This is a genomic window from Citricoccus parietis, from assembly GCF_042433045.1.
Lineage (GTDB): Bacteria > Actinomycetota > Actinomycetes > Actinomycetales > Micrococcaceae > Citricoccus > Citricoccus parietis.
On sequence record NZ_JBHLWH010000047.1, the window covers coordinates 120,923 to 135,350 of the forward strand.

A 14,428-nucleotide genomic window follows, 5' to 3' on the forward strand; every position below is an offset into this window, starting at 1 on the left:
GGAGGACCCTGAATCCCACCCTGAGAAGCACCCGGAGCGGGGACGGCTGACAGCACCGCAGGGCCCGGTTACCCTCGGACCATGATCCGAGACGAGAGCATCGAGGGATACGTGGAACGGCTGGCCTCCGGCGAGCCCACGCCGGGAGGAGGGGCCACCGGTGCCCTGCTGCTGGCCCAGGGGGTCGGTCTGCTGGCCATGGCCGCCCGGTTCAGTGACCACGAAGAGCTGGCGAAGCGGGCGGCCACCCTGGCCTCGCGCGCCCTCGCCCTGTCCGATGACGACGAGCAGGCCTTCGCCCGGGTCTCCGAGGCCTTCGGCCTGCCGAAGGAGACGGACGCGGACCGCCAGGAGCGCTCCCGCCGGATCCAGGAGGCGATCCGGGCAGCCGCCGTGCCACCGCGGGACCTGGTGGAGGCCTCTGGCGACGCCCTGCGGATCGCGGAGGACGTGTTGGCGGACTGCAACGCGAACGTGCTCAGCGACGTGGGGGCCGGGATCGGCTGTGTGCGGGGGACGCTGGTGGCTGCAGCGGTGACCCTGGAGACGGACCTGGCCCCGCTGCAGGACGAGGACGCCAGTGCTCAGGTCACCGCTGACATCCGCGAGGCCGACCGTCTGACCGGCCGCGCCGACGATCTCATCGGCCACACGCGGCAGCGGATCCGCGGCTGAGGATCTGCGGTTGAGGATCACGGTGCCGGCCGCCCCGGGGCAGGCCTCACCGCCGCTCTGATCATCGCCGTCCCCGTCATCGCAGCCCCGGCCCCCCACCGACGACGCCGGCACGCAGCACCCGCTGGAGCGTCGCGTCCGCGGAACGCAGGTCCCCCCACGATGGGGCCGGAGCCACCGTGGATGCATCCGGCGTGGGCCTCAGCTCGGACCGGCCGGCCCGAGGGAGCGGGGTGTTCGGGGTGGAGCGCAGCATGCTCATCATCTCCGTAGACTGATGCCAAGAAGTTTATGCAGAGATTTCTCTGCAAAGATGTCTATGCAAAGGTAACTCTGCTCATGGCCGCTGACAAGACCTCCGCGCACGATTCCCCCGATCCCGTGGTCGGCAAGGACGCCATGCCGGGGGTGGCGTCCCGGGCGCTCGACGCCCGCGCCATGAAGGCGTTCGCCCACCCGCTGCGGATGGCGATGTACTCCTACCTCACGGACCGTGGCACGGCCACGGCCACCTCGATGGCCCAGCATCTGAACGAGAGCACCGGGCAGACCAGCTACCACCTGCGTCAGCTGGAGAAGCACGGCTTCGTGGAGGAGGACACCGGGCGGGGCTCCGGCCGGGAGCGCTGGTGGAAACCCGTGGGGTTCGCGGTGCCGACCTACGAGCTCTCGCAAGACGAGTCCAACCGCCCTGCCATCCAGGCCCTGTTCCAGACCACCCTCAACCAGCGGGCGCAAGCCCTCGGACGGTGGTTGAGCGTGGAGAACCATGCCGATCCCGAATGGGTCAGGGCCTCCATCGACTCCTCCAGCACCCGCACCATGACCGCCCGGCAGGCGCGGGCCCTGAGCGAGGAGCTGATGTCCGTGATCGCGCGCCACGAGCAGGCGCTGGATCATGCGGAGCCGGCCTCGGACGCCCTCTCCGGGCAGACCGCGGACGGCGAGGAGACCCGCCGCGTCCGTCTCTACCTCAGCGTCTTCCCCTTGGTGATCGAGGACTGAACTCCACCCTCTGGCCTCCTACAAGTGCACTACTCGCAGGATGAGTTGTGCCTGCTCAACGCCACCGGGGTGGCACCTGCGCACGGCTCACGACGCGCTCACGGCCCTGCTGGGGTTTCCGGGCCGCGCAGACGGCGGAGCAGCAGCCGGTCCAGGCTGAACCGGCCCGGTCCCACGACGGCCAGCACCAGGGCACCGACGCCCAGTCCGGCGGCCAGCTCCCACCCGCCGTCAGCGGCGAAGAGGCCGTTGCTGAGGTGGGCGAACACCACCGCCCCGGCCAACACGAGGCCGGCCAGCACTCCGGCGATCGGCGTCAGCAGGCCCAGGATGAGCAGCACGCCGCCGCCGATCTCCACGGCCATCGTGATCACGGCCGCGGCCTCCGGCAGCGGAATGCCCATTCCTCCGAATCCCTGGGCGGTGGCGGACACGCCCTGGAGGACCTTCTGCATCCCATGGGCCACGAGCACCACGCCGAGGACCAGCCGCGCCAGGAGCAGCACCGCATCCCGGATCAGATGCGGGACGGGGATCATGCTGGCGTTCGTGTCAGCGTGCCTTGCTCTGGAGGGGGTGGAGACGGACGACCGGGAGGGCGAGGCGGACGGCGTGGCGGAGGCGGGAGGCGTGGACCCACCGGCCGCAGCGCGGAAGGGCCCTCCTCCCGCCCGTTGCCACTCCACACCGCGGGGCTCCTCGTGTCCGTTCCTGTCGTGTCTGTTCCTGGCGGCCAGGGCCTCGGCGGCACGTTCCTCGGGCGTCTTCACCTCAGTAGTTCTGGTCATTCCTTCGAGGCTTCCGCGCCGGGGCGGTCGCGTCAAACGGCCTGCCGGTGAGACGGTGGATGCACAGGGCCTTGCCAGTTCCCCGTCAGGTGGATTGCGGCGTGGACTGTGGAGGGGCCAGTGGAGTGGACGGCGGATGCCCCAGCCCCGTCCAGTCCCGCCAGACGGACAGCCCGAGGGTGCCGAAGGCGGTGGCCACCTCCAAGGGGGTGACGGCGGTCCCGTCCCGGTGGAGCGGCGGAAGATAGGCCGCGACGACGGCGCCCGACTCAGCACCAACGGTCCCGTCCACCTTCCTGCCCGTACCCCGGTCCGCGTTCCCGTTCCCGTTCCGGCTCGCGTTCCTGTCGGCATCCCCGCCGGCATTCCCGTCAGCACCGGGGAGGACGAGGGCCGAGGCAAACCCCGTCCGGGACAGGTCCTCGGTCGGTTCGCCACTCAGTGCGCTGGCCGGTTCCCATCCGGCCACGGTGTGGTGGGGCACGGTGCGTGGTCCGAAGCCCGGCAGCGCGCTCGCCAGGCCGGCCGGCTCGAAGACCTGGCCCATCCAGCCCAGCACCCGCTGGGGCAGCCGGGACAGCGCGGTGCACAGGTCGGCCGGCGTCGTCACACCGGCCTCCGGCTCGAACCCCGTGATCTCGGTATCCGCCAGGTCCCAGCCGGTGACCAGGGTGCGGGCCACGTCCAGCAGGTCGACACCCCGGACCGCCAATAACTCGAGCACCGCCTGGAGGCACGCCCCATCGCCGGTCCCCACGATGAGGGACAACGCGTCGTCCACCGTCAGCTGTAACTCGCTGTCCATCCTCCGCAGGGTCCCCGTCCGGGACGTCCTGCGGTGGTCGGCGGTCAAGGTGAGCCGCTCCCCCAGCAGTTCGGGATCGGACTCGGCCAGCCGGGCCACCGCCGCGGCGAGCACCAGCGTGCCGGTGCCGGCGAGCGGATGGCGGGCGCCGGCGTCGTGCGAGGACTCCCTGCCGTCCGAGAACCGGACGGCGAAGCGCAACTGCGGGTACGCCGCCGGGATGTCACCGAGGCGCAGGGCACGCACGGCAGGCACCCGGCTCACGCGGTGACCACGGGCACGGCCCAGTCCTCGATCTCGCGGCCGACCTCGGCGAAGGCGGTGAAGACGGCGTTGCGGCCCGGCACCCCGTCCGGCAGGGCAGTCGGGATGGTCTCGGCATAGACCGCGACGGCGGCCAGCGGCGCCCCGTGCGCGTCCAGCGCCAGCCCCACCTGGGACAGCGAGCGCAGGCCGCGGCCGTTCTTCTCCGCGAAGCTGACGCGCGTGGTCGCGGCCCCGAGGCGAGGGGTGTAGATGCCCCTCATGAGACCGATGATCCGGCGGCAGTCCTCGGGGAGGAGCTGGAGTCGGGCATCGGCGCCGACGGCCGCTGACCCCTCACCGGCGCCGGAGCCGACCAGCGCCAGCAGATGGGCCTGGTCGGCGGCCGTGGTGACAGTCAGCCCGTCGATCGAGTGGTGCCACGCGAGGCCACCGGTGCGCGGGAAGACCTCACGGTGGAGGGTGGAGCGCATCCCGGCCCAGGCGCAGTAGTCGTTGACGTACTGCAGCGCCTCACGTTCTGCCGCCGCACCGGTGACTCCGCGAACAGCATCGCGGGCGGCCTCGCTGTCCGCCGCGTTGCTGCTCACGGCTGCTCCGATCGCCTCGAAGACCAGCTGGGTGCAGATGTTGTCCGAGGTGCACATCATCTGCGTCAGGCAGTCCGCCAGCGTCAGTTCGAGCCCGGCACTGAGGTTACGCATGATGCCCGCCTGGACGCCGTCGCGGTGCTCCTCGGTGATCGTGTGCCGCTGGCCGAGGTCCAGCCGGCCGGCTCGGGCGAGCGCGAGCACCGCGCAGAGGATGCTCACCTTGCGCGTGGAGAAGGAGGGCACCACCGTATCGGCACGGTCGCCGATGGCGTGCACTCCGCCACCGATCGGGACGACGCGCCAGGACACGGCGAAGGGCTGGTCTCGCAGGAGAGGGCCGAGGCGGCGCTCCAACGCGGAGAGGCGGTCCTGACTCAGCAGTGATGTGCCCACCGCTCCTCCTGGTGTTCGCTCGTGCCGGTGCTCTCTCGCGCTGCCCAGCGCGATCCGGGTGCGGAAGGCGCGTGGGCGGTGTCCGGACCCTGTGCGGGAACCTATCATCCGGATCACCCGGCATCACGCTTGCCGGCGGCCCGCGCCACCCTGACCCCGGCTGCGGCCACCGGCCCGGAGACGCCACCGCGCCCCACCGGTCGGAGCCAGGGGGCGCAGTGGCGTTCGGCGCCGAACGCTGCAGCATTGGGAAGCGCTCGGAGGGACGGCGACTGAACAGCGGTTACAGCCGGGTTGCCATCTTCTCGCTCTCCTCTGCGGCGCCGGACGGCCCGGAGGCGTCGGCTGCCGCCGTCGAACCGGTCGGTCCTGAGGGAGCCACCGGCTCCCCGCCGGAACTGCCGGGACCGCCGGGGCCGCCGTCGGGACCTTCACCAGCACCGCCCAGGGCGGCGGTCGCCTTCTGACGGCGGTGACGCACGTGCTGCAGGGCGCTGACCACGAGGGCCAGGACCAGCACGGAGTACAGGATCACGGTGACCGGGCTGGAGACCAGGACGGACACATCCCCCTCGGAGACGGTCAGCGCGCGGCGCAGTTCGGTCTCGGCCAGCGGCCCGAGGACCACGGCGATCAACACGGGGGCCAGCGGGAACTGGTAGCGCCTCATCACGAAGCCGAGCAGGCCGATCACCAGGAGGACCCAGAGGTCCAGGGTCGAGGAGCTGATGGCGTACACGCCCAGCATGGACAGCACCGTGATACCGGCGTAGAGGTAGTGGCGCGGGATCAGCAGCAGCTTGGCCCACACCACCGCGAACTGCATGTTCAGGATGACCAGGACCACCAGGCCGATGAACAGCGAGGCCAGCAGGGTCCAGACCAGTTCACCGCTGCGCTCGAAGAGCAGGGGACCGGGCTGCATGCCGTACTGCTGGAAGGCGGCCAGCATGATCGCCGCGGTGGCGGAGGTGGGCAGCCCGAGGGCGAGCAGGGCACCCATGGCGGTACCGGCGGTCGCGTTGCCCGCGGCTTCGGGAGCGGCCACACCGCGGATGGAGCCGGTCGAACCGAATTCCTTGTCCCCGCGGCGCTTGGCCAGGCGCTTCTCAGTGCCGTAGGCCAGGAACGTCGGGACCTCGGCCCCGCCGGCGGGGATGATGCCGAAGGGCACACCGAAGGCCGTTCCGCGGAGCCAGGCCGGCAGGGCCTTGCGGACGTCCGAGCGTTCCAGCCGGGCCCGGCCGTTGGTGCCGATCCGCTCCATGGCGGGATCCCGGTGGATGCGGCCGGCGATGTGCAGCACCTCGCCGAGCGCCAGCAGGCCCACGGTGATGACCACGATCGAGATGCCGTCGAACAGCTGCGGCATGCCGAGGGTGTACCGGACGGTGCCGGAGGGTCCGTCCACGCCCACCATGGCCAGGACCAGGCCGATGCCGAGGGCACCCAGGCCCTTCACCACGGACTCGGAGACTACGGAGGAGATCGCCAGGAAGGCGAACACGGCCAGGGCGAAGTACTCGGCCGGGCCGAAGGCGGTGGCCATCTTGACCAGGAGGGGCGCGAAGAACACCACCAGGGTGGTGGCGATCAGACCGCCGATGAAGGCGCCGACGGCGGCCGTCGCCAACGCCTTGGCGGCCCGGCCGTCCTTGGCCATCCGGTGGCCCTCGAACGAACCGGCGATGGCGGCGGAGTTACCGGGGGTGTTCAGCAGGATCCCGGCGGTGGAGTCTCCGAAGAGGCCACCGAAGTAGACGCCGGCGAACATGATGAACGCGGCGGTCGGGTCGAGCGTGAAGGTGATGGGGAGCAGCAGCGCCACGGCCATCGACGAGCCCAGTCCGGGCAGCACGCCCACGGCGGTGCCCAGCAGGGCGCCGATCAGAACCCACAACAGGTTGATCGGGGTGAGGGCGGCACCGAAGCCCTCGAGCAGGAGGTTCAACTGGTCCATGTCAGATCAGTCCTTCCAGGAAGCCGCCGGGCAGGTTCAGTCCGAGTCCGGCGTTGAAGGCCAGCTGGATGACCGAGGAGAACACCAGCGAGATGATGAGGTCGAACAGCGGGCGCTTGCTGCCCAGGGCCTTGCAGACCACCCAGAACAGGCCGGCCGCGGAGAGCACCCAGCCCAGGATGGGCAGCACGAGGATGAACACGGCGATGCCGCCGACGATCAGTCCCACGGTCTTCCAGTCGGTGTACGTCTTCCAGCTCTGGGGCAGCGTGGCGTCCGGAGTGCGGCCGGCGATCCGGTCACGGCCGCGCTCGGAGGCGTGGGCCAGGTCGCCGAGCAGGTCCGAGGACGTGTCCGCGTTCACCGCATCGTCGGTGAGGTCCGGCAGCCGCGGGTGACGCAGCAGCTGGATGGCGTGGACGAGAGCGACGGCGTAGAGCACGATGCAGACGATCGTCGGGAAGAACTGGGGCCCCGGCACGGAGTCGCCCATGACGTTCATGGTCGCCGTCTCGATGGCGAGCCACGTGGCGATCCCCGCCACCAGCAGGGGCATGATCAGTTCGCTGCGGCCGGCCCAGAATCCGCGACGCGCGGTCCCGCCCCGGGGTGCGGCCGACGTCGGGCCCTGCGGCCCGCCGGGTGCCCCGGCGGTTCCGGCCGTCTCAGCCGGATCGCCGGCCGGGGGTACAGTCTGCTGCTGGCTCACAGTCCGAGTCCTTCCACGATGTCACGGGTGCGGTCGATCTCTTCGTCGAGGAAGGCCTCGAACTCGTCGCCCGTCATGTAGCTGTCCGTCCAGCTGTTGCGCTCGAGGGCGTCCTGCCAGTGGTCCGTCTGGCGGTATTCCTCCACGATCTCCAGCAGCTCGCCCCGGTCCTCCTCGGAGACGCCGGGGGCTGCGGCCAGGCCACGCCAGTTGGCCATCTCGGCATCCACGCCCTGCTCCAGGAAGGTGGGCACGTCCACGCCGGGCAGCCGCTCCTTCGAGGAGATGGCCAGGGCCCGCAGGTTGCCGGCCTCGATCTGGTCCGCCACCTCGTTGTAGCCGGACATGCCGGCCACGGTGGTGCCGGAGAGCATGGAGGTCAGCGCCTCGCCACCGCCGGAGTAGGCGATGTAGTTGGTCTGGGACGGGTCGATCCCCACCTTCTCCGCCACCAGGCCGGTCAGCAGGTGATCGATCGAGCCGAGCGAGCCACCGGAGATGGAGGTGCCCCCCGGATCCTGCTTCCACGCCGCGATGAAGTCGTCCAGGGTCTCGTACGGCGAGTCCGCCGGTACCACGAGGGCGGCGTAATCGTCCGCCAGCCGGACCAGCGGCTCGACGTCCTCCATGGAGACCCCGGAGTCCGCCAGCTCAACCGCGCCGACCATCACTCCGCCGGTGACCATCATCATGTCCGAGCGGCCCTCCATCTGGGCGAACTGTCCCAGGCCGATGGTGCCACCGGCTCCGGGGACGTTGACGACCTGGACATTGTTGGAGATGCCATCGGATTTGATGGCCTGCTGGGATTCGCGGGCGAAGCCGTCCCAACCACCGCCGGGTGCCGCCGGTGCCATCAGCACCAGCTTGGATCGGGCGGTGGCCTCGCCTCCGCCAGCGGCGGCATTGACCAAGGCAAGGCCGACGACGCCGGCGGCTGCCACGCCGAGGGCGGCCTTGGTGAAGGTGCGTGAACTCATGGTCTTCCGTACTCTCTACGTCAGTGATTCGGACCACTTAAGCCGTGGCCGATCCTCCACGTTGACAGAAACGTGACCCATGGCACAGCGGAATCGTGGTTGTGGTCATAAGGGGTGGTTAAGAAACTTCTGACAACGCCGCATCGCTGCACCGCACCACCGCACGTCCGTCCATCCGCACCCAAGACCGCCCCTTGCCCCCCCAGGAGTCCGACACGGTGTTTCGTCCCCCGCCCCGCCTGCACGGGCCCCGGCCCCGCCGCCGGTTCCGCCTGCAACTGATCACCCTCCAGCTGGCCATCGTGCTGCTGACGGTGCTGGCCGTGGCGGCCATCGTGCTGCGCTTCGAGGAACTGCGCACCCGGGAACTCGCCTTCGAGGAGGTCCACACCGTGGCCACCGAGATCGCCAGCGTCCCCGAGGTGGTGGCGTCCGTGAATGCCGAGGACGCCGCGCAGAACATCCAGCCGATCGCCCATCTGGCCGAACGGGCCGCGGGGGTCGAGTTCGTGGTCATCGCGGACCGGGAGGGCATCCGGGTGGCCCACCCCGACCCGGCGCAGATCGGCCAGCCGGTCTCGTCTGACCACGCCCCGATCCGCGCCGGCGAGACCTTCCGCGGCACCGAGGAGGGCCCCCTGGGGGTGACACTGCGCTCCAAGGTCCCGATCTGGGACGGCGGGGAGGTGGTGGGCACCGTCTCGGTGGGTCTGCTGCAGAGCGAGATCCGCGCCGACCTGCTCGAGGTCGTCCTCGGCTTCGCCCCCTGGGTCCTGCTGGCCGCCGGCCTGGGCACCGCCGGAGCCGCCTGGGCCTCCCGCTATGTGCGCACGAGGATCTACGGGGCCGGCCCGGAGGAGATGGCCGGGCTGCACCAGTCCCGCCAGGCGCTGCTGCACAGCGTCGGAGACGGCGTCATCGGCGTGGACGAGGACGGCACCATCACCCTCGTGAACGATGAGGCAACCCGGCTGCTCGGGGTGGGGCCGGATGTCGAGGGCCGCCCGGCCGCCGAGGTGCTGGATGCGGACCTGGCCGCCCTCCTGGCACCCTCCCCCACACCGGCCCCCACCCCGTCCCCGGCCTCGACCTCGGGCAGGGCAGCCGATGCGGGGCCACGCGGCCCGAGGGCGGACGAGGCCGACTGGGACCTGACGACCTTCGCCCTGGCCGGCGAGCGCATCCTGCTGGCCCGGGTGCGGCCGGCCCGTGCGCAAGGCCGGCAGATCGGGCGGACCCTGACCGTGCAGGACCGCACCGAGCTGGAGTCGAGCCTGCGCGAGCTGGAGGGCCAGCGCAGCCTGACGGAGACCCTGCGGTCACAGACCCACGAGTTCTCCAACCGGCTTCACGTGATCTCCGGGCTGCTGTCCCTCAGCGAGACCGAGGAGGCGCAGGAGTACATCCGGGGCCTGACAGGCCTGGCCGGCGGCCCCTTCCAGCACGATCTCTCCGATGCGTCCCTGTCCGCGCTGGTCGGCGCGAAATCCGCGCTCGCCCGGGAGGCCGGCGTCGTGCTGGAGCTGACCGCCGACGGCTCGGTGGAGGCGGACTGGCGCGCGGACGATGACGCCCTCACGGTGGTGGCCAACCTGCTGACGAACGCCATCGAGGCCGCCGGGGACGGCGGCCGGGTGATGCTGGAAGTGACCGCCGGTGCCGCCGGATTCGCCGTCCAGGTGGACGACTCGGGCCCCGGGCTGGGTCCGGACGAGGCGCAGACCCTGTTCCGCTGGGGCGCCTCCACCAAGGACACCGGCCCGGCGTCATCGCGGCCCGCCGGAGGCCGCGGCATCGGCCTCGCCCTGGTGGACCGGATCGCCCGACGCCGGCACGGCCGGGTGGAGGTCACCACGTCACCGTGGGGCGGGGCCCGGTTCCGGGCCACCTGGCCGGCGTCCGCCGACACCGGAACAGGCACAGGGACTGGCACCGACGGCGACGCTGGAGACGGCACTGGCACTGGTAGCGACGCTGACCCCGGTGTTGACGCAGGCAGAGACAACACCGAGGCACCGAACACCGAGAACAGAGAGGACATCCGTTGATCAGGACACTCGTGGTGGATGACGACTTCGCGGTCGCGGGGATGCACCGGCGCTTCGTGGAGGCCCTCGACGGTTTCGAGGTGGTGGGTGTCCTGGAGCGCGGGCTGCCGGTGGCGGAGTTCCTGGCCCAGCACGAGGTGGACCTCGTGCTGCTGGACGTGCACCTGCCGGACCGGGGCGGCGTCCAGGTGCTGGAGGACCTGCGGGCCGCGGGCAACGACGTCGCGGTGATCATGGTGACTGCCGCCAGCGAGCGTGACACCGTCCGCCGCGCGGTGGGCCATGGCGTGGACGGGTACCTGGTCAAGCCGTTCAGCCGCGAGGAGTTCAATGGGCGCCTCCGGGAGTTCGCGGCCCTCCTGGCGGCCCACGGCGGCTCCGGCCAGGGCGCCGGCAGTGCCCCCGAACTGGACCAGACCGAGATCGACCGGTTGGTCCGGGGCGCCTCCGGCCGGGCCCCGGGCAACGTGGAGCAGCTGGCGCAGTCCAGCACAGCGTCGTGGTCCAGCACAGCGGCGCAGTCGGGCTCGGGAGCACCACCGAGCGGACCCCCGGACCGCCTGCCCAAGGGCTACTCGGCCCCCACACTGAACCTGGTGGCAGCCGCGCTGCGGGAGGCCGGGGCCGGCGTCGACCTTTCGGCTCGCGAGGTGGCGGCGGCCTGCGGGATCTCCCGCGTCAGCGCCCGTCGCTATCTCGAACTGCTGACTGATCGCGGCCGAGCCGAACTGCGGCCGCGCTACGGCGCCACCGGCCGCCCCGAACACCGGTACGCCTGGATCGGCTGAGGTCCGGACGGCCGGCACAGAACATCAGGCACCGGCACCTGCACCGGCGCCTGCACCTGAACCTGAACCTGAACCGGACCACCCACACACTCCTTATCCGACCACCGCTTGCACCTCTGTCCACATTTGTATACATTCGTGCACAGTCGTCGGGCGGACCGGCGAGCCGACTGAAAGGGACTCTCATGACCACCTCCCCCACCCCGGACGCCCGCACCGGCGGCGCCCAGACCGGCACCGGCCTGGAGGCCGACGTCATCGTCGTCGGCGGCGGCAACGCGGCGTTCACCGCCGCCCACGCAGCAGCCGAGCGGGGCCGGAAGGTGCTCCTGCTGGAGAAGGCCCCCCGCGACGCCTTCGGCGGCAACAGCTACTACACCGCCGGCGCCACGCGCATCGCCCATGCCGGCCTCGAGGACCTGCAGGACTTCATCGAGCCGGACGAGCGCCACGCCGTCACCGAGGTCCCGGCCTACTCCGCCGCGGACTACGCCGCGGATCTGGTCCGCGTCACCGACGGCCGGAACGACCCGGAGCTGACCGAGGTCCTGGTGCAGGAGGCCGCCCCGAACCTGCGGTGGCTGCAGTCACTGGGCCTGAAGTACCGCCTGATGTACGAGCGCCAGGCCTACCAGCGCGAGGACGGCAGCTACCTGTTCTGGGGCGGGCTGCATGTCGGCAACGTCGGCGGCGGCGAGGGCCTCATGCATGACCACGTCCGGGTGGCCGAGCAGCTGGGCACCGAGGTCCGCTACGGCCAGGACGTGACCGGACTGGTCGTTGAGGAGGGCCAGGTCAAGGGCGTCACCGTCCGCCAGGAGGACGGGTCCCTGCAGGAGCTGCGCGCCGAGTCCGTGATCCTGGGCGCCGGCGGCTTCGAGTCGAACGCCGAGTGGCGCCGGGAGCACCTCGGCGAGGGCTGGGAGAACGCCAAGGTCCGTGGCACCCCCTTCAACAACGGGGACATGATCGCCGCCGGCCTCGAGATCGGCGCGCAGAAGGCCGGGCACTGGTCCACCTGCCACTCCACCCAGTGGGATGCGTTCACCCCGAACAACGAGTCCAACCGCGAGCTGACCAACCGGCTGACCCGCCAGTCCTACCCGCTGGGGATCATCGTCAACACCGAGGGTCAGCGGTTCGTGGACGAGGGCGAGGACTTCCGCAACTACACCTACGCGAAGTTCGGCCGCGAGATCCTCAAGCAGCCGGGCTCGGTCGCCTACCAGATCTTCGACGCCCCCCTGCGGGCCATGCTGCGGACCGAGGAGTATGACATGCCCGGCATCACCGTGGCCGAGGCGGACACCCTCGATGAGCTGGCCGAGAGGATCGGGATCGCCCCGGAGGCCCTGACCGGGACCGTCCAGGACTACAACGGGTCCATCGACACCACCATCCCCTGGGACCCCACCGTCAAGGACGGCCGCCGGGCGGAGACCACCCCGGTCAAGTCCAACTGGGCCACGCCCCTGACCGAGGGACCGTTCTACGCCTACGCGGTCACCTGTGGCATCACGTTCACCTTCGGCGGCCTGAAGTCGGACACCCACGGCCGAGTCCTGGACGCCGAGGGGGAGCACATCTCCGGGCTGTACGTCTGCGGTGAGATGCTCGGCGGCCTGTTCGCCGGCAACTACCCCGGCGGTTCCGGACTGGCCGCGGGCGTGGTCTTCGGACGACGCGCCGGTACGCTGTCCTGACATCGGACGGCGGGCCGGCCGGCGTCGGGAACCTTGTCTTCCCGACGCCGGCCGGCCCCGCTGAGAGCGGACGAAGGGGACACCTGTGGCAGGGAAGATGGACGCCGCCGCGATGCACGGCGAGCTCAAGGCGGAGATCCTCCGCGGCGAGCACTCCCCCGGCGCCCCCTTCCGCGAAGTGGCCCTAGCCGAGCGGTTCGGGGTCTCCCGGACCCCCGTGCGCGAAGCCCTGGGCCGGCTGCAGCAGGAGGGACTGCTCGAGCGCGGGACCCGGGGGCTGCAGGTGCGGCGCCTGGACCCCGAGCAGCTGATGCAGGTCTATGACCTCCGCATCCTGCTGGAGGGACAGGCCGCCGAGGAGGCCGCCTCGGCCCGGACCGAACTGGACCTGGTCCGGCTGGAGGGACTCCTCTCCCGGGACCAGGCCCTCACGGACCCGGACAATGCCACCCGACTGGACACCAACATCGAGTTCCATGAGGCGCTGTGGTCGGCCGCCCGGAACCCCATCCTGCGTGATCTGCTGGATCGGCTCTCCACCCACCAGAACCATGCGCCGACCTCCACCCTCACCACGCCGGGGCGCTGGGAGCAGTCCCTGGAGGAACATGCGGAGATCATCCGCTGCATCCGGGAGCACGAGGCCGCCGGCGCGCGTGAGGCCATGCGGGCCCACATGTCCACGGCCCGGGCCCTGCGGCTGAGGATGCTCAGCCACGCCATGGGCTGACGGCACCGGCTGACCGGGGCAGCCTGACGTCACCGGCGGGAGCGCACACCAGGCCGCCCGGTTGAGAGGTTTCCGCTGGTCAGTCGCCAGGTTTTCGGACCCGCAACCTCCGGACGGAACCCGTTCGGCGTGTCGTCCGGCGTGGCGTTTTCGTCCGCGTGGTTTCAGCGATAGTGTCCTGCCCGATGCCCGCTCTGGGCAGACCCGGAATCCCCTCATTTGGAGGACATCATGTCCACTCCGCTGTCTCTCTCCACGTCCGAAATCCCCACCACGGGCACCTACTCGGCCACCACCGAGCGCGTCACGTTCTGGGCCGTCACCGGCATCATCTCCGCGGCCGCCGCCGTCGGCGTCTTCGAAGTGGTCCTGCACCTGCTCGGGTAGGAAAACCTCGCCGCCGGCCCTCAGAACTCCCGCAGGTAACAGAGCATGCGGTAGTCCTCGCCGGGCTGGATGTTCGTGAACCCGTGCCGTTCGTAGAAGCGCCGGGTGTCCTCGTCGATCTCATCCACGTTGATGTGCATCTCCTCGCTGCCTCGCGCCCTCACCTGCTCGATGGCGTCCAGCAGCAGTTCGGTGCCGATGCCCCGTCCCCGCTGCCCCGGCCGCACATACAGCTCCTCGAGCTGTGCCAGCGGTCCGTCGCCGTACGGCGTCGGGCGCAGGGTCAGGAACGCGAAACCCGTCGGTGCCGTGGTGCTGCCCGAAAGCAGCACGAGGACGTCGTCATTCGCCAGCAGGGTGTCGAAGCGCGCCGCCAAGTCCTCCGCGGAGGGCGTGTTCGAACCGAACTCCGTGTTGAACTCGTGCAGCAACCGGCCCACGACGCCGGCCTGGGCGGGTCCCGCTCGCATCGTCACCATGGGTCTATAGTCTCCCGGGTCTCGCACCCACTGCCCGGCTGACCAGCGCCGGCCACGTCATCATCCTGACCTGCCGGAGGTCCCCCGGTGATCCACCTATCATGGCCAAAGACGAACCCAC

The 14,428-nt window shown here is 70.8% G+C and carries 15 protein-coding genes; 7 read left to right on the forward strand and 8 right to left on the reverse strand.

The genetic code is table 11. The annotated features are described in order from the left end of the window. The first annotated feature begins 81 nt into the window (after positions 1-81). Positions 82-675, forward strand: coding sequence for a cyclodeaminase/cyclohydrolase family protein (locus tag ACFFIO_RS16710; RefSeq protein ID WP_378043599.1), 594 nt, complete (start codon positions 82-84; stop codon positions 673-675). 76 nt (positions 676-751) lie between these two features. On the opposite strand, the gene ACFFIO_RS16715 is transcribed toward ACFFIO_RS16710, so the two are convergent. After that, on the reverse strand, positions 752-940 hold the full coding sequence (locus ACFFIO_RS16715; RefSeq protein ID WP_378043601.1) for a hypothetical protein: 189 nt from the start codon (positions 938-940) through the stop codon (positions 752-754). 74 nt (positions 941-1,014) lie between these two features. Here ACFFIO_RS16715 and ACFFIO_RS16720 point away from each other — a divergent pair, with 74 nt between their 5' ends. Next, positions 1,015-1,680 carry a winged helix-turn-helix domain-containing protein gene (locus ACFFIO_RS16720; RefSeq protein WP_378043603.1) on the forward strand — a complete coding sequence of 222 codons (666 nt, stop codon included), beginning with the start codon at positions 1,015-1,017 and terminating at the stop codon, positions 1,678-1,680. Between the two features lie 98 nt (positions 1,681-1,778). Here ACFFIO_RS16720 and ACFFIO_RS16725 read toward each other — a convergent pair whose 3' ends face one another. From ACFFIO_RS16725 to ACFFIO_RS16750, 6 genes are all read right to left on the reverse strand, one after another. Then, on the reverse strand, positions 1,779-2,468 hold the full coding sequence (locus ACFFIO_RS16725) for a DoxX family protein (protein WP_378043605.1): 690 nt from the start codon (positions 2,466-2,468) through the stop codon (positions 1,779-1,781). Between the two features lie 85 nt (positions 2,469-2,553). Beyond that, positions 2,554-3,537: a serine hydrolase gene (locus ACFFIO_RS16730; protein ID WP_378043606.1), complete on the reverse strand. Its 984-nt coding sequence runs from the start codon at positions 3,535-3,537 to the stop codon at positions 2,554-2,556. Next, on the reverse strand, positions 3,534-4,523 hold the full coding sequence (locus ACFFIO_RS16735) for a serine hydrolase (RefSeq protein WP_378043608.1): 990 nt from the start codon (positions 4,521-4,523) through the stop codon (positions 3,534-3,536). The genes ACFFIO_RS16730 and ACFFIO_RS16735 overlap by 4 nt, the downstream gene beginning before the upstream one ends. A gap of 283 nt (positions 4,524-4,806) precedes the next feature. Then, on the reverse strand, positions 4,807-6,483 hold the full coding sequence (locus ACFFIO_RS16740; RefSeq protein WP_378043610.1) for a tripartite tricarboxylate transporter permease: 1,677 nt from the start codon (positions 6,481-6,483) through the stop codon (positions 4,807-4,809). 1 nt (position 6,484) lies between these two features. Further along, entirely contained in the window at positions 6,485-7,192 is a 708-nt protein-coding gene (locus tag ACFFIO_RS16745; protein ID WP_378043612.1) for a tripartite tricarboxylate transporter TctB family protein, read from the reverse strand. Next, complete coding sequence (locus ACFFIO_RS16750; protein WP_378043613.1) at positions 7,189-8,172, reverse strand: Bug family tripartite tricarboxylate transporter substrate binding protein; 984 nt, start codon at positions 8,170-8,172, stop codon at positions 7,189-7,191. Before ACFFIO_RS16750 ends, ACFFIO_RS16745 begins: the two co-directional genes overlap by 4 nt. 218 nt (positions 8,173-8,390) lie before the next feature. Here ACFFIO_RS16750 and ACFFIO_RS16755 point away from each other — a divergent pair, with 218 nt between their 5' ends. The 5 genes from ACFFIO_RS16755 to ACFFIO_RS16775 all read left to right on the forward strand — a co-directional run bounded on the left by ACFFIO_RS16755 (position 8,391) and on the right by ACFFIO_RS16775 (position 13,828). Further along, on the forward strand, positions 8,391-10,220 hold the full coding sequence (locus ACFFIO_RS16755) for a sensor histidine kinase (RefSeq protein ID WP_378043615.1): 1,830 nt from the start codon (positions 8,391-8,393) through the stop codon (positions 10,218-10,220). Beyond that, positions 10,217-11,008: a response regulator transcription factor gene (locus tag ACFFIO_RS16760; RefSeq protein ID WP_378043617.1), complete on the forward strand. Its 792-nt coding sequence runs from the start codon at positions 10,217-10,219 to the stop codon at positions 11,006-11,008. The genes ACFFIO_RS16755 and ACFFIO_RS16760 overlap by 4 nt, the downstream gene beginning before the upstream one ends. A 185-nt stretch (positions 11,009-11,193) precedes the next feature. Further along, positions 11,194-12,711 carry an FAD-dependent tricarballylate dehydrogenase TcuA gene (tcuA, locus tag ACFFIO_RS16765; RefSeq protein ID WP_378043619.1) on the forward strand — a complete coding sequence of 506 codons (1,518 nt, stop codon included), beginning with the start codon at positions 11,194-11,196 and terminating at the stop codon, positions 12,709-12,711. A gap of 85 nt (positions 12,712-12,796) precedes the next feature. Continuing rightward, positions 12,797-13,441 carry a GntR family transcriptional regulator gene (locus tag ACFFIO_RS16770; RefSeq protein WP_378043621.1) on the forward strand — a complete coding sequence of 215 codons (645 nt, stop codon included), beginning with the start codon at positions 12,797-12,799 and terminating at the stop codon, positions 13,439-13,441. A gap of 231 nt (positions 13,442-13,672) precedes the next feature. Then, positions 13,673-13,828, forward strand: coding sequence for a hypothetical protein (locus ACFFIO_RS16775; protein WP_159554111.1), 156 nt, complete (start codon positions 13,673-13,675; stop codon positions 13,826-13,828). A 20-nt stretch (positions 13,829-13,848) separates the two neighbouring features. Here the strand turns inward: ACFFIO_RS16775 and ACFFIO_RS16780 are convergent, their stop codons facing one another. Continuing rightward, positions 13,849-14,307, reverse strand: a complete 459-nt coding sequence (locus ACFFIO_RS16780) for a GNAT family N-acetyltransferase (protein ID WP_378043623.1) — start codon at positions 14,305-14,307, stop codon at positions 13,849-13,851. Positions 14,308-14,428 lie beyond the last annotated feature (121 nt).